This window comes from Streptomyces sp. NBC_01296, assembly GCF_035984415.1.
Lineage (GTDB): Bacteria > Actinomycetota > Actinomycetes > Streptomycetales > Streptomycetaceae > Streptomyces.
In genome coordinates this window covers 5948089-5968251 of sequence record NZ_CP130720.1, presented here as the reverse complement: position 1 = coordinate 5968251, position 20163 = coordinate 5948089, and the positions used below count along the sequence as shown (strand labels likewise).

The window sequence follows — 20163 nt, the reverse complement described above, 5'->3', positions numbered from 1 at the left end:
GGGCCCGGATCGGGATGATCCGGGCCCCTTCGGCATGTCCGGGCCGGGTCACCAGAGGCGGTCGACGAGCCCCGGGTACAGGGCGATCCGCGCTCCCGCGAAGGCCGCGGGATCGGCGTCCGGGCCGGGGAAGTCGGCCAGGACCTCCTTGGCGAAGCCGGGCGCGTCCGTGGCCAGCGGCTCCTCGGGCGTCCCGCCGACCAGTACGGTCCCGGGCAGCCGGGTGAAGCCGGCCGCCTCGTAGAAGGGGACGAGCGGCCGGTCGCAGCTGAACAGCACCAGGTCCACGTCCGGGTCGGCGGCCAGCGCCGCGCGGGCCGCCGCCACCAGCCGGCCGCCGTACCCGCGGCCCCGCACGGTGTCCCGGGTCACCACCGCGCTCAGCCCGGCGGCGCGGTACGTACGCCCCGCGTGCCGGACCGGCTTGTGGAGCAGCGCCAACGAGGCGGCCACCGTGCCGTCCTCGTCCAGCAGCAGCATCACCCGGGGCGCCAGCGCGGGGTCGTGCCCGGCGCGGGCGCCGGGCCAGGCCTGCGCCTCCAGCGCCGCGACCTGCGCGGCGAGCCCGGCCGGCAGCTCGGCTTCCGCGTACGTCAGCACCGTCGCCGCGTGCGGGGCGGGGCTCATCCGATCCGGACCCCGCTGCCGCCCACCCGCACCCGGGAGTCACCGGAGCGGAGTTCCACCGTCAGGACGCCCGGGCGTCCCATGTCCTCGCCCTGGCGGAGGGTGAGCACGGCGTCCGCCGGGGCCAGGCCGAGCTCGCGCGCGTACGCCCCGAAGGCGGCCGCGGCGGCTCCGGTCGCCGGGTCCTCGACCACGCCGCCGACGGGGAAGGGGTCCCGTACGTCGAACAGCGCCGGGCCCGCCCGGTGCACCAGCTGGACGGTGGTCAGGTCCAGGCGCCGCATCAGCGCCTCCAGCCGGGGGAAGTCGTACGCGAGGTCCGCGAGCCGGGCCCGGGTGGCGGCGCCGAGCACCAGGTGGCGGTTTCCGGCATAGGCGATCCGCGGCGGGAGAGCCGGGTCCAGGTCGGCCTCCGGCCAGTCCAGCGCGGCCAGCGCCTCGGCGAGGTCGGCCGGGTCGACGTCCTCGACGTGCGGTTCGACGCTGGTCAGGACGGCCCGCAGGCCGCCCTGCCCGTCCGCGGTCACCGACACCGGCACCGTGCCCGCGCGGGTCGCGAAGACCAGCTCGCCCGGCCCGATCCGCTCGCCCAGCGCGACGGCGGTGGCCACCGTGGCGTGCCCGCAGAACGGGACCTCCGCCTTCGGGCTGAAGTACCGCACGGTGAAGGCCCGTCCGGCCTCTGCGCCCAGGCCCTCGGGCGGGGCGGTCAGGAAGGCCGTCTCGCTGTAGCCCAGGCCGGCCGCGATCTCCAGCATCCGGTCGTCGTCCAGGCCGCTCGCATCGAGCACGACCCCGGCGGGATTGCCGCCTTCGGGGTCACCGGAGAACGCCGTGTAACGCAGCACGTCAGTCATGATCACCCCAACTCCCGGCCCGCCGCCCGCATTCCCATGACTCCGGCAGGCTCCCCCGGCCAGGGGATCAGCCGCGCCCGATGTACGGCATCGTCGTCGCCATCACCGTCGCGAACTGCACGTTCGCCTCCAGCGGCAGCTCCGCCATGTGCAGCACCGTGCGCGCCACGTCGGCGGCGTCCATCACCGGCTCCACCGCCAGCTGCCCGTTCGCCTGGAGGATCCCGGTCTGCATCCGCTCGGTCATCTCGGTGGCCGCGTTGCCGATGTCGATCTGCCCGCAGGCGATGCGGTACGGCCGCCCGTCCAGCGAAAGCGACTTCGTCAGGCCCGTCATCGCGTGCTTGGTCGCGGTGTAGGCGACCGAGTTCGGCCGCGGCACGTGCGCGGAGATCGAGCCGTTGTTGATGATCCGGCCGCCCTGCGGGTCCTGCGCCTTCATCTGCCGGAAGGCCGCCTGCGCGCACAGGAAGGACCCGGTCAGGTTGACGTCGACCACCGAGCGCCAGGCCTCGTACGTGAGGTCCTCCAGCGCAACGCCGCCCGGGCCGAAGGTCCCGGCGTTGTTGAAGAGGAGGTCGAGGCGCCCGTGGTGCTCGCGGACCGCGGCGAACAGAGCGGCCACGTCGTCCGGATCGCTCACGTCCGCCCGTACGCACAGCACGTCCCCGCCGGCCCCGGCCGCCTTCACCGTCTCCTCCAGCGGTTCGGTCCGGCGGCCGGCCACGGCCACCGACCAGCCGGCGGCGGCCAGGGTCAGCGCCACGGAGCGGCCGATGCCGGAGCCGGCTCCGGTGACCAGGGCGATCTTCTTCCCACTTGCGTTCATGGGGCCGCAGGTTACGTCACATGTCGCATCGGTCCACGGACGTTCCGACAGCTGAGAGCATGGGTCGGTCGGGGGTGTGAAAAGACGACGAAAAGACTGGAGTTCCGCATGCCGGAGAGAGGCCCCGCGACGGCCCCCTCGCACGAGCCGTCGCCCGAGACGCCCTCCGCACCGCAGACCGCTTCCGCACCGCAGACCGCTGCCGCACCGAAGACCCCTTCCGCGCCGGGGCCCGCTTCCGCCCCGCTCACGTCCGCCCGCCGTACCGGACTGCTCGTCACTTTCATACTCGGCGGGCTCAGCGCTCTCCCCCCGCTGTCCATGGACATGTACCTGCCGGCCCTGCCGGAGGTCACCGACGCCCTGGACAGCCCGGCCGCCACCATCCAGGTCACCCTCACCGCCTGCCTCGCCGGCATGGCGCTGGGCCAGCTCGTCATCGGCCCGATGAGCGACAAGTGGGGCCGCCGCCGGCCGCTCCTCTTCGGCATGGTCGTCTACGTCCTCGCCACCGCGATCTGCGCCCTCGCCCCGACCGCCGAGCTGCTGATCGGCTTCCGGCTGCTCCAGGGCCTGGCCGGGTCCGCCGCGGTCGTCATCGCCCGGGCCGTCGTACGCGACCTGTACGACGGGGTCGAGATGGCCCGGTTCTTCTCCACCCTGATGCTCATATCCGGCGTGGCCCCGGTCGTCGCCCCACTCATCGGCGGCCAGGTGCTCCGCTTCTCCGACTGGCGCGGGGTGTTCGTCGTCCTCACGGCCGTCGGCGCCCTGCTCACCCTGGTCGTCTGGCGCAGCCTCGGCGAGACCCTGCCGCCCGAGCAGCGGCAGACCGGCGGTGTGGGCTCCGCGCTGCGGACCATGCGCGGGCTGCTCGCCGACCGGGTCTTCGCCGGGTACACCCTGGCCGGCGGCTTCGCCTTCGCCACGCTCTTCTCGTACATCTCCGCCTCGCCCTTCGTGGTGCAGGAGATCTACGGGGCTTCGCCGCAGGCCTTCAGCCTGCTGTTCGGCCTCAACTCGGTCGGCCTGATCGCCGCCGGGCAGGTCAACGGCAAACTGCTGGTCGGCCGGGTCCGCCTGGACAAGGTGCTCGCGGGCGGGATCGCCGTCATCACCGCCGCGTCGGTGGCGCTGCTGCTGATGGCGGCCGGGGTGTTCGGGGAGGTCGGGCTGGTCCCGATCGCCGCCGCGTTGTTCGTGCTGATGTCGGCGATGGGCGTGGTGCTGCCGAACACCAACGCGCTGGCGCTGATGCGCACCCCGCACGCGGCCGGGTCGGCCTCGGCGCTGCTGGGCACCTCCTCCTTCCTGGTCGGGGCGATTGCCTCGCCGCTGGTCGGCATCGCGGGCGAGGGCACGGCGGTGCCGATGGCGGTGGTCCAGCTGGTGTGCTCGCTGCTGGCGGCCGCCTGCTTCGCCGGCATGTGCCGGCCCTGGCAGAACAGGGAGTCCGCGGTCTGAGCCGGACGCCCGGGCCCCGGCCGGCCGGCGGGGTGCGGGCCGGACGCCCCCGATGCCCGGACGGGGGCGTCGGCACGGCGTCCGGGGTGTCCCGGGCGCCGTAAACTTCGCAGGTGAACGCCTCCGCCTCCGTCCCCACCACCGCCGATACACTGCGGTCCGCGCTCGGCGGGCTGCTCGACGGGCTCCCGCCGAAGCAGGCCACCGCCGCCGTCGACCGGCTGATCGCCACCTACCGCGGCCGGACCCCGACCGACGCGCCCATCCTGCGCGACCTCTCGGACGTGGCGGCGTACGCGGCGTACCGGATGCCGGCCACCTTCGAGGCCGTACGGTCCGCCCTGGACGCGCTCGCCGAGGCCGCGCCGCAGTGGTCCCCGGCCTCCCACGTCGACGTGGGAGGCGGCACGGGCGCGGCGACCTGGGCGGTGGACGCCGTCTGGGACGGCCCGCGCGGCACCACGGTCCTGGACTGGGCGGAGCCGGCGCTGGCCCTCGGCAAGGAACTCGCGGCGTCCTCCGGCTCGGAGGTGCTGCGCACCGCCGAGTGGCGGCGGGCCGTCATCGGATCCGGGCTGGCCCTCCCCGATGCGGACCTCGTGACGGTGTCGTACGTACTCGGCGAGCTGACGCCGGAGGCCCGCCGGGCCGTGGTCGCCGAGGCGGCCCGCGCCGGGCAGGCCGTGGTGCTGATCGAGCCGGGCACGCCCGAGGGCTACCTGCGCATCCGCGAGGCCCGCGACCAGCTGATCGCGGCGGGGCTGAAGGTCGCCGCCCCCTGCCCGCACGACGGCACCTGCCCGATCGAGGTCGGCCAGGACTGGTGCCACTTCTCCGCGCGGGTCAGCCGGTCCTCCCTGCACCGGAAGGTCAAGGGCGGGTCCCTCCCGTACGAGGACGAGAAGTTCAGCTACGTGGCCGCGACCCGCTTCCCCGTGGAGCCGGCCCCCTCCCGGATCACGCGCAGGCCGCAGATCCGGAAGGGGCTCGTCCTGCTGGACCTGTGCGGTCCGCAGGGCGAGGGCCTGACCCGGGTCAACGTGACCAAGCGCCACGGTGACCTGTACAAGGCGGCGCGGGACGCCGACTGGGGTCAGGAGTGGCCGCCGGCCACCCCGTAGCTGCGCGGACGCGGCCGCGCAGCAGTCGCTACATCCGCAGCTCCTGGGTGCAGCACTTCACGCTGCCGCCGCCCTTGAGCAGCTCGCCCAGGTCCATCGGGACCGGCTCGAAGCCCCGGTCCCGCAGGGGTGCGAACAGCCCGGCCGCCGCCTGCGGGAGCAGGACGTGCCGGCCGTCGGAGACCGCGTTCAGGCCGAGGGCCGCCGCGTCCTCGGCGCCGGCGATCAACGCGTCCGGGAACAGCCGCCCGAGCACCGCCTGACTGCCGGGCGAGAAGGCCGGCGGGTAGTACATGACCTCGTCGCCGTCGAGCACGCACAGCGCCGTGTCCAGGTGGTAGTACCGGGGGTCCACCAGGTCGAGGCCGATGACCGGCCGGCCGAAGAACTCCTGCGCCTCGTCGTGCGAGAGCGGGCTGGAGCGGAAGCCCCGGCCGGCCAGGATGTAGCTCGCGGTGACCGCGAAATCGCCCTCGCCCTCGTTGACATGGGACGGCTCGTGGACGTCCTGGAAGCCGTGGGTCCGGAACCAGTCGAGGTGGATCTCCGCCTCGGCGGCGCGCTCCGGGTAGGCGAACCGGGCGCCGAGCACCCGGCCGTCGACGACGAGGGCGCCGTTCGCGGCGAAGACCATGTCGGGCAGCCCGGGGTCCGGTACGAGCGTCTCGACGGTGTGGCCGAGGGAGCGGTAGCGGTCCCGGAGGTCTTCCCACTGGGCATGTGCGAGGGGCAGGTCCACCGGTTTCGTGGGATCCATCCACGGGTTGATGGAGTACGTGACCTTGAAGTGTGCGGGTGGGCACATCAAGTAGCGCCGGGGTGTGGCGTCTCTGCGCAAAGAAGGCTCCTCACGACTCACGGGAGATGTGGAGAGAATCGTCTCTCCTCGACGGAGACCGCGCAGTGAACTGATTGGGTGGTTTACGGAATGACACAAAGACGAGACGTCTCGCGTTGATAATTTGTCCGAATGAGCAGCAGAACGTCCGACGGCAAGGCCCCCGACCCCGCCCGCCGCAGCGACCGCTCCCGGCGGGCCATCCTCGACGCGGCGCTCGCACTGGTCGGGGAGGTCGGCTACAACAGGCTGACCATCGAGGCCATCGCCGCCCGCGCGGGCGTCGGCAAGCAGACGATCTACCGCTGGTGGCCGTCGAAGGCGGCGGTCCTGCTGGACGCCTCGCTCGCGCTCGCCGGGGACGCGCAGACGGAGGGCGGCTGGACCGGCTTCCCGGACACCGGGGACCTCGCGGCGGACCTCAAGCTGGTCCTGCGGGCGACGGTGGACGAGTTCAACGACGAGGAGTACGAGGCCCCCGCGCGCGCCCTGACCGCCGCCGGTGCCACCGACCCCGAGCTGGGCGCCCGCTTCACCGAGCAGCTGCTGGAGCCGCAGCTCGCCCTGTACGAGGCACGGTTGCGGGCGGCCCGGAAGGCCGGGCAGCTCGCGGCGGACGTGGACCTGCGCCTGACGGTGGAGATGCTGCTCGGGCCGCTGACGTACCGCTGGCTGCTGCGGACGGCGCCGCTGACGCACGCTTATACGGACGCACTGGTGGACCGGGTACTGGGCGGGGTGGCGAAGGTCACCGCCGGCTGACGGGAGGGTGACCGGCCGGTGGTCGGCGCGTGACGGCGGGGACAATTGGCCGAATTTCACTGGAATGTGACGGTATTCCGCCTACCGTTCCGCACGCTCCGTGCACCACTCCACCACCCCCCGGTTGGGGAGAGCGGTCACCCGGACCGCAGGATGGTGGGACCATGTGAGGGTCTGCCGGGGAAACGGTGAGGTGAGGGGATAGATGGGGTCTGAGTCCGGCCGCGTCAAACGCGGCGAGCAGAGCAGGATTTCCCAGTGGCTGCGCCGGCGGCCCAAACCCTCCCCCGAAGATCCCGAGCGCGCACGCGAGGCTCTTCTGCTGGCCGTGGCAGCCGCGGGCCTGCCGCTCGCCCCCGCCGCCCACCCCGCCGGCTACCGGTGTTCGTGCGAGCGGATCGGCTGTCCCACGCCCGCGCGCCACCCCCTCTCCTTCGCCTGGCAGACGCAGTCGTCGACCGACCGCGCGCAGATCGAACGCTGGGCGCGCAACCAGCCGCAGGCGAACTTCATCACCGCGACGGGCATGGTCCACGACGTCCTGGACGTCCCCCTCGAAGCCGGGGCGAGCGCACTGGCCCGCCTGCTGGCGGCGGGCGTCGAGGTCGGCCCGGTCGCGGAATCGGGCGGTACGGGCGACCAGGCCCGGATGCTCTTCTTCACGGCGACGCGCGGCACCCCCGAGGACGAGGACGAGTGGTGGCCGTGCGAGCTGGACTGCCACCCGGAGACGATGGACGAGCACCCGGGCCTGCGGTGGCACTGCCGTGGCAGCTACGTCCTGGTTCCCCCGGCCGCCCTCCCCGGCGACCTGGCGGTGACCTGGATCCGCGGCATGGAGCACCCGCTCCCCGACCCCCTCACGCTCCTGGAAACGCTGACGGACGCCTGCGCCACGTACGCGGACGCGTCCGACAGAACGCCCTCGGCGGCCTGGCCCCTGAGCCGCTGACCCCGGCAGGCCGGGGTCGCGGACCGGCGGCGGTCAGTGGATCTGGGCGACCACCACGTCCAGGGCCCAGGCCTTGGCCGGCTTTGCCGGGGCTTCGGCCTCGACGACGTAGCCCAAGTCGCGCAGCGCCGTGACCAGGTCCGCAGGGGTCGAGGGGACGGCGCCCGCGACGAGCAGGTCCCGCACCAGCCGACCCTTCGTGGCCTTGTTGAAGTGGCTCACCACCGACCGCTTCTCCACCCCGTCCACGACCTGCGCGTGCAGCACCCGCACCGTCGCCGTCCGCCCCGCCACCTCGCCCTTGGGCTTCCACGCCGACCCGTACGCCGAGGACCGCAGGTCCAGTACCAGCCCGTCCCCCGCCGCAGCCGGCATGACCGCCGCCATCGGCTCCCGCCAGTACGCACCCAGCGCACCCAGCGCCGGCAGCTTCACGCCCATCGAGCAGCGGTACGAGGGAATCCGGTCCGTCACCCGGACCGCGCCCCACAGCCCCGAGAACACCACCAGCGACCGCTCCGCCAGCGCCCGCGCGCCCGCCGGCAGGTCCGCCAGGCCCAGCGCGTCGTACAGCACGCCGGTGTAGATCTCCCCCGCCGGCCGGGCCACCGCGGTCCGCAGCCCGGCGTTCTTCGCCACCTCGCCGCGCAGCCCCTCGCTCAGGCCGAGCACCTCGCGGGCCTTCAGCTCGTCCCCCGCACACAGCTCGACCAGTTCCGCCAGCACGGCCGCCCGCGCCTCGGCCAGTCCGGGCAGTGACAGCGTCTCCGGCTCCAGGGGCGCGCCGGAGCCGCCGGCGGCCTTTCCCTCGGACGGCGGCAGCAGCACGAGCACGGTGATTCTCCTTCAGTACGACACGGCGCAGGGGGTGCGGCCCCCGAGCCAGGGTAAGGCTCTCGCCGCGCCCCCTGCGCCCACCCGACCTACGCTCGACCCATGCCACGCCGTCATATGCACATGACCGGCCCGGACGGGGCTGCCCTGCGGACCGCGCTGCATGAGCTGCGGACCGCGCTGGGCGTGCCCGGGGAGTTTCCAACCCCCGTGCTCGCCGAGGCCGAGCAGGCCGTCCGCAGTCCGCGGCTCCCGGACCTCGACGCCACCGACGTCCCCCTGTTCACCATCGACCCGCCGACCTCCCGCGACCTGGACCAGGCCATGCACCTGGCGAAGCGCCCGAACGGCGGCGGCTACCGCGTGCACTACGCCATCGCCGACGTCGCCGCCTTCGTCACCCCCGGCGGCGCCCTCGACGCCGAGGCCCACCACCGCGTCACCACCCTCTACTTCCCCGACGGCAAGATCCCCCTGCATCCGGCCGTGCTCTCGGAGGGCGCGGCCAGCCTGCTGCCCGGCCAGACCTGCCCGGCGCTGCTGTGGCGGTTCGACCTCGACTCCGCCGGCCGCGTGGAAACCACCGAGGTCCGCCGCGCCCTGGTCCGCAGCCGGGCCAAGCTCGACTACGACGGCGTCCAGCAGGCCATCGACTCCGGGACCGCCGAGGAGCCCGTCGCCCTCCTCAAGGACATCGGCCGGCTCCGCGAGACCCTGGAGCAGGAGCGCGGCGGCGTCTCGCTGAACGTGCCCGAGCAGGAGATCGTCGCGCAGGACGGCTCGTACACCCTCGCCTACCGGGCCCCGCTCCCGGCGGACGGCTGGAACGCGCAGATCTCCCTGATGACGGGGATGGCCGCCGCCGACCTGATGCTCGCCGCCGGAGCCGGCATCCTGCGCACCCTCCCCAGCGCCCCCGACGGGGCGGTCGGCCGGCTCCGGCGGACCGCCGCCGCCCTGCGGATCGACTGGCCGCACCACATGCCGTACGCCGAACTCGTGCGCACCCTCGACCCGCACCTCCCCGCCCACGCCGCGTTCCTCCAGGAGTGCACGGCCCTGCTGCGCGGCGCGGGCTACACGGTCTTCACCGGCGGCGCGACCCCGGACCCCGTCCTGCACGCCGCGGTCGCGGCCCCGTACACGCACTGCACCGCCCCGCTGCGCCGGCTCGTCGACCGGTACGCGGGCGAGCTGTGCGTGGCGGCGGTGGCAGGGGCCGAGCCCCCGCAGTGGGCGCTGTCCGCACTGGCCGCGCTCCCGCAGCGGATGGCCGACGGGAGCAGGCTGGCCAACACGGCCGAGCGGGAGTGCGTGGACCTCGTCGAGGCGGCCCTGCTGAAGGACCACGTCGGCGAGACCTTCGAGGCGACCGTGATAGACGTCAAGGACCACGAGCCGAAGGTGGGCACGGTCCACCTGGAGGAGCCGGCGGTGGTCGGCCGCGTCGAATCGCCGTCCGCGCAGCTGCCGCTGGGCGACCGCATCCGGGTCCGGCTGACGGAGGCCGACCCGGGCCGGGCGAAGGTGCTGTTCGCGACCGCCTGAGCGGTGTCCGGCGCGGGGCCGGCGTGCGTGCGGCGGCGCTCTGCCCTAGCGTCGAAAGGGGAGGGGCAGCCGTCCGGCACCCCGACCGGATCCGCGAGCGACCGGATCCGCGAGTCCCCCGACCGCCCGGAGAGCAGGTGCCTCCCATGCGCACGTCGGTTCGTATCGCCGGTGTCCTCACCGGCCTGACCCTCGCACTCGGCGGCGGAGCCTTCGCCGCCCACGCGGACATCCCGGCCTGCACGAACCTGGTCGCGCAGTCGGGCGTCGACGTCTCGGACGCCGTCACCTCGGCCTGCGTCCAGGGTGTGCACGGTGACGTGCAGGGCTGTGTGGGCGCCCTGACCGCGGCCGGTGTCGCGGGCGGCGCCGCGAACGGCGCCTGCCGGTACGCGGCCACCCCTCCTCGGTGACCCGCCACCCCGTGCTGGCGTAGGACCCGGTGTCACCACGTCGAGGACCAGCACCAGAGCTCGTCGAGCCGCTCGTACAGGGCGAGGACCGCCGGATCGGCGGCCACCGGGCCGAGCGCCGCGTACAGTTCGGCCCCCGAGCTCGGTGAGCCGGCGCACCCGCGCCAGCAGGACGGCGTCGCGCACGCTGTACGCGCGGTAGCGGTTGGGGCGCCGCTCCGGCTCCGGGAGCAGCCCGACCTGGTGGTAGCGCCGGATGGCCCGGGTGGTGACCCCGACCAGCGCGGCGATCTCTCCGATCCGCATGCCCTCCAGCAGAAACCCTGCCGCTGCGTCAAGGTCAAGCGCGGCGCCGGGCGCGGGTAGCATGGTCACTCGCAGAACAACCGGAGCGGGCGGCCGCGTCGGGATCCCCGGATCCCGCCGAGGAACGTCCGGGCTCCACAGGGCAGGGTGGTGGCTAACGGCCACCCGGGGTGACCCGCGGGACAGTGCCACAGAAAACAGACCGCCGGGGCTTCGGCCCTCGGTAAGGGTGAAACGGTGGTGTAAGAGACCACCAGCGCCTGAGGTGACTCAGGCGGCTAGGTAAACCCCACCCGGAGCAAGGTCAAGAGGGGCCGTCTTCGGACGGCTCTGCGCGAACGTTCGAGGGCTGCCCGCCCGAGTTCGCGGGTAGACCGCAGGAGGCCGGCGGCAACGCCGGTCCTAGATGGATGGCCGTCTCCCCGGCGACCGCGAGGTCACCGGGCGACAGAACCCGGCGTACAGCTCCGGTTGTTCTGCACTCGACGAAGAAGAAGGGCCCGTCCCCGTCAGGGGGCGGGCCCTTCCGTCGTTTTTGCGACCGCCCACCACGGGACTATTCTGAACGCGTTCACATGAACATGTTCAGAAAGATCATGGGGGGTTGGCGTGCGCATGCCCAAAATTCGGCTCCGGGGGAAACAGGCGGCAGCAGCGCTCGGGGTTCTCGTCGCCCTGTCGCTGCTCGGCGGCTGCGGGCACTCCAGGCAGGAGGTGCTCGACGCCCTGCACGTCGAACTCCCGCCCTGCGAGCCGAAGGTGCACAGCTTCGACTACGAGGACGGCTGGTGGCCGCCCGGCTCCCTGCAGACGCACTACACCGCCCCGAAGGCCTGCGTGGACGACTACCTCCGCGGCTACGGAGTGGACCTGGAGCACCCGGTGGACAACTGGCCCGGCGAGCGGTGGAGCGTCGGCGGCCGCCACCACGAACCGGGCGATCCGCCGTTCGCCGACAGCCAGATGAAGCAGTTCCGGCTGAAGCTGGACCCGAGCCGGACCTATCCGATCCACTCGTTCAAGACGCCCTACGGCTCGGAGTTCAGGGTGCTGCTGGACGAGCAGGGCGACACCACCCGCGTCTACATGGACACGAGCTTCGGCGGACCCCACATGCTCTGAGCCGACCGCCGCCCCGGAGCCACGGCGGGCCCGGGGCGACCGGACAGGCCCTAGCGCAGGTGCGAGGTGTCGTTCAGGAGACGGACCGAGGCGTTGCCGTCGGCGTAGTAGGCCACCGCCGAGAGGGAGGCCGCGGAGAGCTCCATCTTGAACAGCGCCTCCGGCGGGGCGCCCAGCGCGAGCCGGACCAGGATCTTGACCGGGGTCACGTGCGTGACCAGCAGCACCGTGCGGCCCGCATGCGCGGCCAGCAGCCGCTCCCGGGTCGCCGAGATCCGGCGGGTGGCGGCCGTGAAGCTCTCGCCGCCGCCCGTCGGGGCCGCCTTCGGGGAGTCCAGCCAGGCCTGGAGGTCGTCCGGGAAGCGCTCCTGCACCTCGGCGAAGGTCAGGCCCTCCCAGGCGCCGAAGTCCACCTCGCGCAGCCCCTCCTCGACGGTGACCGTGAGCCCGAGGCGGTCCGCCACGGCCTGCGCGGTCTCCCGGCAGCGGCGCAGCGGGGAGCTGACGATCGTCTGGACGGTGCCGCGCGCGGCCAGCGCCTCGGCCACCGCCGAAGCCTGGCGGCGGCCGGCCGGGGACAGCTCCGGGTCGGCGCCGCCGCTGCCGGAGAAGCGCTTCTGCGGGGTGAGGGCCGTCTCGCCGTGGCGCAGCAGGACGAAGGTCGCCGGGGTCCCCATGTCGGGGCCCCAGCCCGGCGTGGCGGTCGGGGCCTGGGCCTGGGCGGCCGCCGGGGCGGGGACGTGTCCCGGGGCGGTGGCGCCGGGCTCCGCGAACAGGGCGTCGGCTCCGGCCTCCTCGCGTGCCGGTGCGGTGGCCGACGTACGGGACGTCGAGGCGAGGGCGGCCCGTACGGCCGCGGCCCCCTTCGCGGCATCCCCCGGAGGGCCTGCCGGCGCGGTGGCCAGGGCGCGGGCCGCCGAGGTGTCCAGGGCCGCCGAGGAAGCCGACGGCTCCCACTGCTTGCCGCGCTTGCCCGCGTCCATCGCCTCGTTGGCGAGCCGGTCCGCGTGCTTGTTCCGCTCGCGCGGGATCCACTCGTACGTGACCTGCGCACGGGGCAGGATCGTCGCCGCCTCCGCCGCGAGGGGCTTCATGTCCGGGTGCTTGATCTTCCAGCGGCCCGACATCTGCTCGACGACCAGCTTGGAGTCCATGCGGACCTGGACCACGGCGTCCGGGGCCAGTTCGCGGGCGGCCCTGAGGCCGGCGATCAGCCCCTTGTACTCGGCCACGTTGTTCGTCGCGACGCCGATGTACTCGGCGCGCTCGGCCAGCGTCTCGCCCGTCGCCGGGTCGAGGACGACCGCGCCGTAGCCGGCGGGCCCCGGGTTGCCCCGGGAGCCGCCGTCCGCCTCCACGACGAACCGGACAAGCCTCTGCATCAGATGCCCGAGTCGGCCGTACGGACCAGGATGCGGCCGCAGTTCTCGTGACGTACGACCTGGTCGCGGGCCGCGGCCTTGATCTCGTTGACCTCGGCCATGTCGAGCTCCAGGCGGCAGCCCTCGCAGCGGCGCTGGTAGAGGCGGGCTGCGCCGACGCCGCCCTGCTTGACGCGGATCTTCTCGTACAGGGCCATCAGGTCGGTCGGCATCGAGGCGACGATGACCTCGCGGTCCTTGGTGATCTTCGCGGCCTCGGCGTCGAGATCGCCGGTGGCCGTGTCACGGCGGGCGGTGGCGTCCGTCAGCTTGGCCTCGAGGGCGGAGACCCGCTCGGTGAGCTCGGTGACCCGCTCCTGCGCGCCCTCCAGGCGCTCCATGACCTCGAGGACGACGTCCTCCAGGTCGGCCTGGCGCTTGGCGAGGGAGACGACCTCGCTCTGCAGGTTCGCCAGGTCGCGGGCCGAGATGCCGGCGCCGGAGTCGAGCCGCTGCTGGTCGCGGGCCGCGCGCTGGCGCACCTGGTCGACGTCCTGCTCCGCCTTGGTCTGCTCGCGGGCGGCGTCGCTCGCCTGCGTCTGGGCCGCCACGAGCAGGTCGCGCTGCTGCGTCAGGTCCTTGCTCAGGGACTCGACCTCGGTGTGCTCCGGCAGCGACTTGCGCTTGTGGGCGAGCTGAGACAGCCGGACGTCCAGGGCCTGGATGTCGAGGAGTCGGATCTGGTCGGCGGGCTCGGCGTTCAGTTGGGGGCTCCAGAGATAGAAGGGGGTGTGACGGACGGCTCGTGCACCGTCCAAGGGTCGGTGACCGTGCGCGAGACGTGGGTGCGCAGACCCCAGCCGTGGCGCTCGGAGATCGCGTCGAGCTGCGCTGCCGCCTGCTCGCACCAGGGCCACTCGGTGGCCCAGTGCGCCGCGTCGACGAGGGCGAGCGGGCTCTGCTCGCGGGCCTCGGACACGGGGTGGTGGCGCAGGTCGGCGGTGAGGTAGACGTCCACGCCGGCGGCGCGGACGGCCGCGAAGTTGCTGTCGCCGGAGCCGCCGCTGACGGCGACGGTACGGACGGGCATGTCGGGGTCGCCGGCGACGCGGATGCCCTGCGCGGTCTGCGGCAGCCGGGCGGCGGCGCGGGCGGCGAACGCGCGCAGGGTCTCGGGGTGGTCCAGCTCGCAGATCCGGCCGAGGCCGCGGCGGCCCTCGGGGTCGGTGGGATCGGGGATCAGCGGGCCGGTGATCCGCAGGTCGAGGGCGCCGGCGAGGGCGTCGGAGACGCCGGGGTCGGCGGTGTCCGCGTTGGTGTGGGCGACGTGCAGCGCGATGTCGTTCTTGATCAGCGTGTGCACGACGCGGCCCTTGAAGGTGCCGGCCTCGACGGTGGTGGTGCCGCGCAGGTAGAGGGGGTGGTGGGTGACGACGAGGTCGGCGCCCAGCTTCACGGCCTCGTCGACGATCTCCTGCACGGGGTCGACGGCGAACAGGACCCGGGAGACCTCGGCGTCGGGATCGCCGCAGACGGTTCCGACGGCGTCCCACTGCTCGGCCCGCGAGGGGGGCCAGAGAGCGTCCAGCGCTGCGATGACTTCAGAGAGACGGGGCACAGGCCAAGGCTACCGTCCGTACGGGAGCGGCAGAGTCCGTACGGGGCCCCGGCGGCTGCGGCGAGGGCAGCGCCGGTCCCGCACAGCACAACCGCCCCCGCCACCACAGCCGAACCGCCGGGCGGCCACCCGTATGTGTGAAGTGGGCGAGGTCGTGCCGTTCGCGCCGACGTGCGAAAACTAGCTTCCCTCCCGGAGGTGACGCACGGATGACTGTCTGTGCCATCGAGATCACGACGACGGCCCCGTTCACCATCGCCGCGGACGGGTCGTACGCAGCCCGGCTCGCCGGGGAGGGTGAGGCCCGCTTCCCCGAGCGCTGGACGCTGGCCGGGCCCGAGCCGTACACGGTGCCGCTGCCGCTCGCGCAGCCCGAGGAGGCCGACAGCGAGGTGCTGGCGCTGGCCGACGGGCGGGTGCTGATCCACCGTCGGGTCGCGCAGCGGCACGCCTTCGCGCTGCTGTACCCGACGGGCGGCGCCGCGGCCGGGCCGCGGACCGGGGAGCTCCCGCTGGGTTCGGTGGAGCCCGGGGGCGAGGGCGTACGGGTGTCCCTGCTGCCCCCGTCGCCGGACGGATGCGGCGCCTTCGCCCTGGCCGCCTCGGACGCCGGGACCACGGTCTGGCAGGTGGCCGGCGGCCCCTTCGGGCAGGTCGCCCGGGTCCCGGGCCGGTGCTCGGGCGGGGTCTGGCTCGACCGGGCCGGCCGGATGCTGGCGCTGGACCGCGAGCTGGACGGCACCACCAAGGCCGTCGCGGTGGACCTGGGCCGCGGCGGCGAGGTGTCCCCGCTGCTCCAGATCGCGGAGGGCAGCGACGACCGGCTGCTGCTGGCCGACCCCGACAGCGGGCTGCTGCTGATCCGCTCGGACGCCCCGGGCGAACCGCGCCTGGGCTGGGGGGTGCTGGGCAGCTCCCTGCCGGTGCGCTTCCCGGAGTGCCTGCGCGGGGAGGCGGGGACCCCGTTCGCGGTGCAGCCGGGGCAGGCCCTGATGCCGGAGACCTGCGGGGTCGCGCTCCGGCTGGAGGACGGTGGGGGTACCCCCGGCGGCGGCTGGGGGAGGATCGGCCTGTGGCGGCCCGCCGACCGGCACGTCTTCCGCCTCGGCGCGCCCGACGGCTGGCTCGGTACGGGGCTGTGGAGCCGGGAGGGCCGGCTGCACCTCCCGTACGCCACCCCCGAGGTCCCGTGCGGGATCACCAGCCTGACCCTGCCGGTGGCCCCGCCGCCCCCGGTCAGGCTGGACCCGCTGCCGGCGGCGGCGCCGCGGCCCGTGCCGCTGCAGCAGGCTCCGCTGTAGCTCAGCGGCCCTCGAAGGCCAGGTCGCGGGCCGCGTCCAGCGCCGTGGCCACCGCGCCCAGCAGGACCGCGTCCTCCCCCAGGCTGCTGGGCGCCACCTTCGGCCGCAGCGGTGTGAGGGTGCGCAGCGTCTGCCGGACCGTGCGCAGCAGCAGGTCGGCGTTGTGGCCGACCCCGCCGCCGAGGACGACGAGGTCGGGGTCGAGGACGGCGGAGACCGCCGCCACGGTGTGGGCGAGGCGTTCCCCTTCGAGTTCCACCGCCCGGGCGGCGGCCGCGTCTCCCGCCCGGGCGGCGTCGAAGACGTCCTTGGCGGTGAGGGGCCCGGTCATCCCGTGGGCGCGGGCCGTCTGGACCACGGCCTCGGCCGAGACGGCGTCCTCCATGCTGTCGGCCTCGGGCTCCGGCTCCCGGCGGCCCGCCCACGGCAGGAAGCCGATCTCGCCGGCCCCGCCGTGCGCCCCGGTGAACAGCCGGCCCTCGTTGACGATGCCCATGCCGAGGCCGGTCCCGATCATGACGTAGACGAAGAGCCGGCTGCCCGCGCCGACGCCGTACGTGTACTCGCCGAGCGCCGCGAGGTTGGCGTCGTTCTGGACGGCGACGGGCAGGCCGAGCCCGTCGCGGATCCGGTCGAGCAGCCCCGGGCGGCCCCAGCCGGGCAGTTGCTGGGCGTACCGGACCCGGCGCTCGTCCTCGTCGTAGACGCCGGGCGTGCCGACGACGGCCTGGGTGACCTTGCCCGGGTCCAGTGCGGAGTCGGCGACGAGCCCGCGGGCGGCGGACACGGCGAGGTCGGCCATGCTGTTCGCGGTGCGGGCCTGGTTGCGGACGTCGGAGCGGGCGACGACGGTGCCGTCGAGGTCGGCCAGCGCGACGCGCAGCCAGCTCCGGCCGATGTCGAGCCCGAGGGCGTAGCCGGCCGTCGGATCGGGGGCGTACAGCACGGCGATCCGGCCCCGCTCGGGTGCGTGCGTACCGGCCTCGCGGACCAGGCCGGCCTGTTCGAGGGCGGCGAGCGCGCTGGAGACGGTGGGCTTGGACAGCCCCGTCTCGCGGGCGAGCTGCGCCCGCGAGGCCGCCCCGCCGGACCGCAGCCGGTCCCACAGCAGCCGCTCGTTGGCGCTGCGCTGCCGTTGGGGGTTCCAGGGCTGCTCGGCGCCCTCGTCACTGCTGGTCATCAGACCATTCTCGCGCAGCGGGGAGCACCGGCACCGCTCTCCGGGAGACGGAAGGAGTGTCAAGGAATTCTTGACAACTCGACCGTGTCAAGGTTTCCTTGACGCATGTCGATCTTGAATTCAAAGGCCCGGCACCGGGTCGCCTTTCCCACCGCTGCACCCATGGCCGCCGCGCTGCCGCTCGCCGTGAGCCTGCCCGCCATGGCGGTGGTTTTCGGCGACCGGCTCGGCACCGCCGCCACCGTCGCCCTGATCGTCCTGGGCCTCGTACTCATCGCCTGCACGGCCGGCCCGGCCGCCCGAACGGCGGCCCGTGACGCCGAGCAGATGCGCCGCGACGAGGAAGTCCTCGACGCCCTCGAACCCCTTGCGGGACTGCGCCGATGAACGACGGACCCCTGCTCCACCCTGCGGAGATGGACCGGATCCGGGAAGGGATCGCCGCAGCCGTCCTCGGCGCGCCCGACGGACTGGCCGACTCGCTCGAGCACGACGCACACGGCTACCTGCGCCTGGTGGACGCCTCGCGCGTCGGAGCCGAGGAGGCGAGCCGGCTGCTGCGCGAGGCCGTCCAGGGCGCCAGGGCCGCCGGCCACAGCTGGGACACGGTGGGCCGCGTCCTGGGAGTGAGTCGCCAGGCCGCCCAGCAGCGCTTCTCGGACAAGACCGCGGGCTCGTCGTCGCCGCCCGCCGAGGGACCGAACGCCCCGAAGCGCCGCACCCTCAGCGGATTGACCGCGTTCAACGAGATGGCCGCCCTGGACGAGGCCGGCCGCGACGGCTGGCACATGGTCGGCTACGGCCCCTTCTTCCACGAGGTGGAAGCGTCCACCCACCCCTGGGAGCACTGCCGGGTGACGCTCCCCTCCCTCGCGCGACACCGGCGGATGGAATCCGAAGGCTGGATCCCGGTCGGCGCCGGCTGGTTCCCGTGGCGGTACTACAAGCGGCCCCTCCGCCCCGCCGACTAGTCGTGCTTGAGGCTCAGGACCTCCACCGCGGCGAACGTCTCGTTCGCCGGGCGGGAGTCGTAGTGCGCGGTGAGCAGCTCGTCCAGCTCCTCGTAGGAGAAGGCCTCCTTGCCCGTGTCGAACTTCGCGGCCACCTTCGGGCGTTCCATCACGACCACGATCCCGCCGTGCACGACGAACAGCTGCCCGTTGGCCTTCGCCGAGGCCGGCGAGGCCAGGTAGCCGACCAGCGGCGAGACGTGCTCGGGGGCCAGCGGGTCGAGCCTGCCCTCCTCCGGGACCTGGAAGCCCGCGAAGACGTCCTCCGTCATCCGGGTCCGGGCGCGCGGGCAGATGGCGTTGGCCGTCACCCCGTACTTGGCGAGGGCCAGGGCGGTCGAGGTCGTCAGGCCCACGATGCCGCCCTTGGCCGCCGCGTAGTTCGGCTGGCCGGCCGAGCCGCCGAGGAAGGCCTCGGAGGAGGTGTTGACGATCCGGCCGTAGACCGGCCCGCCCGCCGCCTTCGAGCGTTCGCGCCAGTGCACGGAGGCGAAGTGGGTGGTGTTGAAGTGGCCCTTGAGGTGGACCCGGATGACCGAGTCCCACTCCTCCTCCGACATGGAGAAGACCATCCGGTCGCGCAGGATGCCCGCGTTGTTGACCAGGATGTCGAGCTTCCCGAAGCTGCTGACCGCCAGCTCGACCAGCTCGCGCGCCTGCGCGAAGTCGGCCACGTCGCCGAGGTGCGCCACCGCCTGCCCGCCGGCGGCGCGGATCTCGGCGGCCACCTCCTGCGCCGGGGCGGCCGAGGCCTCCCCGGAGCCGTCGCGTCCGCTCTGGCCGAAGTCGTTGACGACCACGCTCGCGCCGAGCCGCGCGAGCTCGATCGCCTCGGCCCGGCCGAGCCCGCGGCCGGCGCCGGTGACGATGGCGCAGAGCCCCTCAAGTGGCAGTGACATCTGGCGGATTCCTCTCAGAGTTCGATGCAGGTGCGCAGGGCGACACCCGTACGCATCTGGTCGAGGGCGTCGTTGATCTCGGCGAGGTGCACCCGGTGCGTGATCAGGCCCGCCAGGTCCACCCGGCCCGCCCGCCACAGCGCGATGGTGCGCTCGTACGAGCGGAGCACGTCCCCGCCTCCGTACATCGACGGCAGGATCTTCTTCTCGTCGAAGAACAGCGAGAACATGTTGATCGAGTAGTTGTCGTCGAGCGCGCCCGCGCCGACCACGACGACGGAGCCGCCGCGCCGGGTCATCTCGTACGCGGTCTGCGTGGTCGCGGACTTGCCGACGACCTCGAAGACGTAGTCGAAGCCCTCACCGGCCGTGATCCGGTTCTTGGCGTCGGCGAAGGCCTCCGGTGCGACCCCTTCTGTCGCACCGAAGCGCAGCGCCGCCTCGCGCCGCGAGGCGACCGGGTCCACGGCGATGATCTGCGCCGCGCCCTGCACCTTGGCGCCCTGGATGACGGAGATGCCGACGCCGCCGCAGCCGATGACGGCGACGCAGGACCCGGCCTCGACCTTGGCGGTGTTGATGGCCGCGCCGAGGCCGGTGGTCACCCCGCAGCCGATCAGCGCGGCGATGTCGTACGGCAGGTCGTCGGGGATCGGGATGGCGCACGCGGCGGGCACCACCATCTCCTCGGCGAAGGTGCCGGTGCCGGCGAAGCCGAAGATGTCCCCGCCGCCCGCGCGGCGGAAGTTGGGCGTGGCCACGTTCGCGAAGGACTCCAGGCACAGGTGGCCCTGGCCGCGCTTGCAGGCGGGGCAGTGCCCGCACGGCGGCAGCCAGCAGACGAGGACCCGGTCGCCGATGGCGTGGGTGGTGACCCCGTCGCCGACGTCGACGATCTCGCCCGAGCCCTCGTGGCCGGGTATGAAGGGTGCGGGCTGCGGCAGCACGCCGCTCATCGCGGAGAGGTCCGAGTGGCACAGGCCGGTGGCCTTGATGCGGATCTTGACCTTGCCGGGGCCGAAGCCCGCGGTCTCCATGTCCTCGACGACTTCGAGCTTGTCCTGGCCTATCTCGCTCTGCAGTGCTGCGCGCACGGTGCGGCTCCTTGTGTGTCGCGAAGG

The 20163-nt window shown here is 73.7% G+C and carries 21 protein-coding genes, 1 other RNA gene and 1 pseudogene; 11 read left to right on the top strand and 12 right to left on the bottom strand.

The features are described from left to right. Positions 1-48 precede the first annotated feature (48 nt). The 3 genes from OG299_RS27175 to OG299_RS27165 form a co-directional block, all read right to left on the bottom strand. Positions 49-627: a GNAT family N-acetyltransferase gene (locus OG299_RS27175; RefSeq protein ID WP_327362883.1), complete on the bottom strand. Its 579-nt coding sequence runs from the start codon at positions 625-627 to the stop codon at positions 49-51. Further along, entirely contained in the window at positions 624-1484 is an 861-nt protein-coding gene (locus tag OG299_RS27170; protein WP_327362882.1) for a PhzF family phenazine biosynthesis protein, read from the bottom strand. Before OG299_RS27170 ends, OG299_RS27175 begins: the two co-directional genes overlap by 4 nt. A 67-nt stretch (positions 1485-1551) precedes the next feature. After that, positions 1552-2313 (bottom strand): SDR family oxidoreductase, encoded by a 762-nt coding sequence (locus OG299_RS27165; RefSeq protein ID WP_327362881.1) that lies wholly within the window; start codon positions 2311-2313, stop codon positions 1552-1554. A gap of 108 nt (positions 2314-2421) precedes the next feature. On the opposite strand from OG299_RS27165, the gene OG299_RS27160 reads away from it, so the two are divergent. Then, positions 2422-3777, top strand: coding sequence for a Bcr/CflA family multidrug efflux MFS transporter (locus OG299_RS27160; RefSeq protein WP_327362880.1), 1356 nt, complete (start codon positions 2422-2424; stop codon positions 3775-3777). Positions 3778-3890: 113 nt separating this feature from the next. After that, on the top strand, positions 3891-4898 hold the full coding sequence (locus OG299_RS27155; RefSeq protein ID WP_327362879.1) for a small ribosomal subunit Rsm22 family protein: 1008 nt from the start codon (positions 3891-3893) through the stop codon (positions 4896-4898). A 28-nt stretch (positions 4899-4926) separates the two neighbouring features. Here the strand turns inward: OG299_RS27155 and ddaH are convergent, their stop codons facing one another. Further along, positions 4927-5757, bottom strand: a complete 831-nt coding sequence (gene ddaH, locus OG299_RS27150; protein WP_353962820.1) for a dimethylargininase — start codon at positions 5755-5757, stop codon at positions 4927-4929. A gap of 111 nt (positions 5758-5868) precedes the next feature. Here ddaH and OG299_RS27145 point away from each other — a divergent pair, with 111 nt between their 5' ends. Further along, positions 5869-6498 (top strand): TetR/AcrR family transcriptional regulator, encoded by a 630-nt coding sequence (locus tag OG299_RS27145; protein ID WP_327362878.1) that lies wholly within the window; start codon positions 5869-5871, stop codon positions 6496-6498. A gap of 205 nt (positions 6499-6703) precedes the next feature. After that, positions 6704-7450 carry a bifunctional DNA primase/polymerase gene (locus OG299_RS27140; protein ID WP_266629718.1) on the top strand — a complete coding sequence of 249 codons (747 nt, stop codon included), beginning with the start codon at positions 6704-6706 and terminating at the stop codon, positions 7448-7450. 33 nt (positions 7451-7483) lie between these two features. Here OG299_RS27140 and yaaA read toward each other — a convergent pair whose 3' ends face one another. After that, positions 7484-8284, bottom strand: coding sequence for a peroxide stress protein YaaA (gene yaaA / locus OG299_RS27135; protein WP_266629716.1), 801 nt, complete (start codon positions 8282-8284; stop codon positions 7484-7486). A 102-nt stretch (positions 8285-8386) separates the two neighbouring features. Here yaaA and OG299_RS27130 point away from each other — a divergent pair, with 102 nt between their 5' ends. Both OG299_RS27130 and OG299_RS27125 read left to right on the top strand, forming a co-directional pair. Continuing rightward, positions 8387-9832: an RNB domain-containing ribonuclease gene (locus OG299_RS27130; RefSeq protein ID WP_327362877.1), complete on the top strand. Its 1446-nt coding sequence runs from the start codon at positions 8387-8389 to the stop codon at positions 9830-9832. Between the two features lie 146 nt (positions 9833-9978). Next, positions 9979-10245, top strand: a complete 267-nt coding sequence (locus OG299_RS27125; RefSeq protein ID WP_266629712.1) for a hypothetical protein — start codon at positions 9979-9981, stop codon at positions 10243-10245. Positions 10246-10371: 126 nt separating this feature from the next. Here the strand turns inward: OG299_RS27125 and OG299_RS42805 are convergent. Next, positions 10372-10551, bottom strand: a pseudogene (locus OG299_RS42805) (MerR family transcriptional regulator); the annotation flags it as partial. Positions 10552-10628: 77 nt separating this feature from the next. Between OG299_RS42805 and rnpB the strand changes: the two are divergent. Together rnpB and OG299_RS27110 are read left to right on the top strand one after the other, a co-directional pair. After that, positions 10629-11029, top strand: an RNA gene (gene rnpB / locus OG299_RS27115) — RNase P RNA component class A. 137 nt (positions 11030-11166) lie between these two features. Further along, positions 11167-11673, top strand: coding sequence for a hypothetical protein (locus tag OG299_RS27110; protein ID WP_327362876.1), 507 nt, complete (start codon positions 11167-11169; stop codon positions 11671-11673). A 50-nt stretch (positions 11674-11723) separates the two neighbouring features. Here OG299_RS27110 and OG299_RS27105 read toward each other — a convergent pair whose 3' ends face one another. From OG299_RS27105 to OG299_RS27095, 3 genes are read right to left on the bottom strand one after another with little or no spacing between them, the layout of a single operon-like run. Continuing rightward, positions 11724-13055 (bottom strand): bifunctional RNase H/acid phosphatase, encoded by a 1332-nt coding sequence (locus OG299_RS27105; protein WP_266629706.1) that lies wholly within the window; start codon positions 13053-13055, stop codon positions 11724-11726. Next, complete coding sequence (locus tag OG299_RS27100; RefSeq protein ID WP_266633587.1) at positions 13055-13798, bottom strand: zinc ribbon domain-containing protein; 744 nt, start codon at positions 13796-13798, stop codon at positions 13055-13057. The genes OG299_RS27105 and OG299_RS27100 overlap by 1 nt, the downstream gene beginning before the upstream one ends. Next, positions 13795-14652, bottom strand: coding sequence for a Nif3-like dinuclear metal center hexameric protein (locus OG299_RS27095; RefSeq protein WP_266629704.1), 858 nt, complete (start codon positions 14650-14652; stop codon positions 13795-13797). Before OG299_RS27095 ends, OG299_RS27100 begins: the two co-directional genes overlap by 4 nt. 209 nt (positions 14653-14861) lie before the next feature. Here OG299_RS27095 and OG299_RS27090 point away from each other — a divergent pair, with 209 nt between their 5' ends. Then, the gene (locus OG299_RS27090) at positions 14862-15953 is read left to right on the top strand and encodes a hypothetical protein (protein ID WP_266629702.1); all 1092 of its coding nucleotides are present in this window, start codon (positions 14862-14864) and stop codon (positions 15951-15953) included. A 1-nt stretch (position 15954) separates the two neighbouring features. Here the strand turns inward: OG299_RS27090 and OG299_RS27085 are convergent, their stop codons facing one another. After that, positions 15955-17133: an ROK family transcriptional regulator gene (locus OG299_RS27085; protein WP_266629700.1), complete on the bottom strand. Its 1179-nt coding sequence runs from the start codon at positions 17131-17133 to the stop codon at positions 15955-15957. Between the two features lie 105 nt (positions 17134-17238). Here OG299_RS27085 and OG299_RS27080 point away from each other — a divergent pair, with 105 nt between their 5' ends. Both OG299_RS27080 and OG299_RS27075 read left to right on the top strand, forming a co-directional pair. Then, on the top strand, positions 17239-17520 hold the full coding sequence (locus OG299_RS27080; protein WP_327362875.1) for a hypothetical protein: 282 nt from the start codon (positions 17239-17241) through the stop codon (positions 17518-17520). Next, positions 17517-18104 (top strand): hypothetical protein, encoded by a 588-nt coding sequence (locus OG299_RS27075; RefSeq protein ID WP_266629696.1) that lies wholly within the window; start codon positions 17517-17519, stop codon positions 18102-18104. Before OG299_RS27080 ends, OG299_RS27075 begins: the two co-directional genes overlap by 4 nt. On the opposite strand, the gene OG299_RS27070 is transcribed toward OG299_RS27075, so the two are convergent. Further along, positions 18101-19042, bottom strand: coding sequence for a 3-oxoacyl-ACP reductase (locus OG299_RS27070; protein WP_266629694.1), 942 nt, complete (start codon positions 19040-19042; stop codon positions 18101-18103). The genes OG299_RS27075 and OG299_RS27070 overlap by 4 nt on opposite strands. Positions 19043-19056: 14 nt before the next feature. Further along, positions 19057-20136: a Zn-dependent alcohol dehydrogenase gene (locus OG299_RS27065; RefSeq protein WP_327362874.1), complete on the bottom strand. Its 1080-nt coding sequence runs from the start codon at positions 20134-20136 to the stop codon at positions 19057-19059. Positions 20137-20163: the final 27 nt, after the last annotated feature.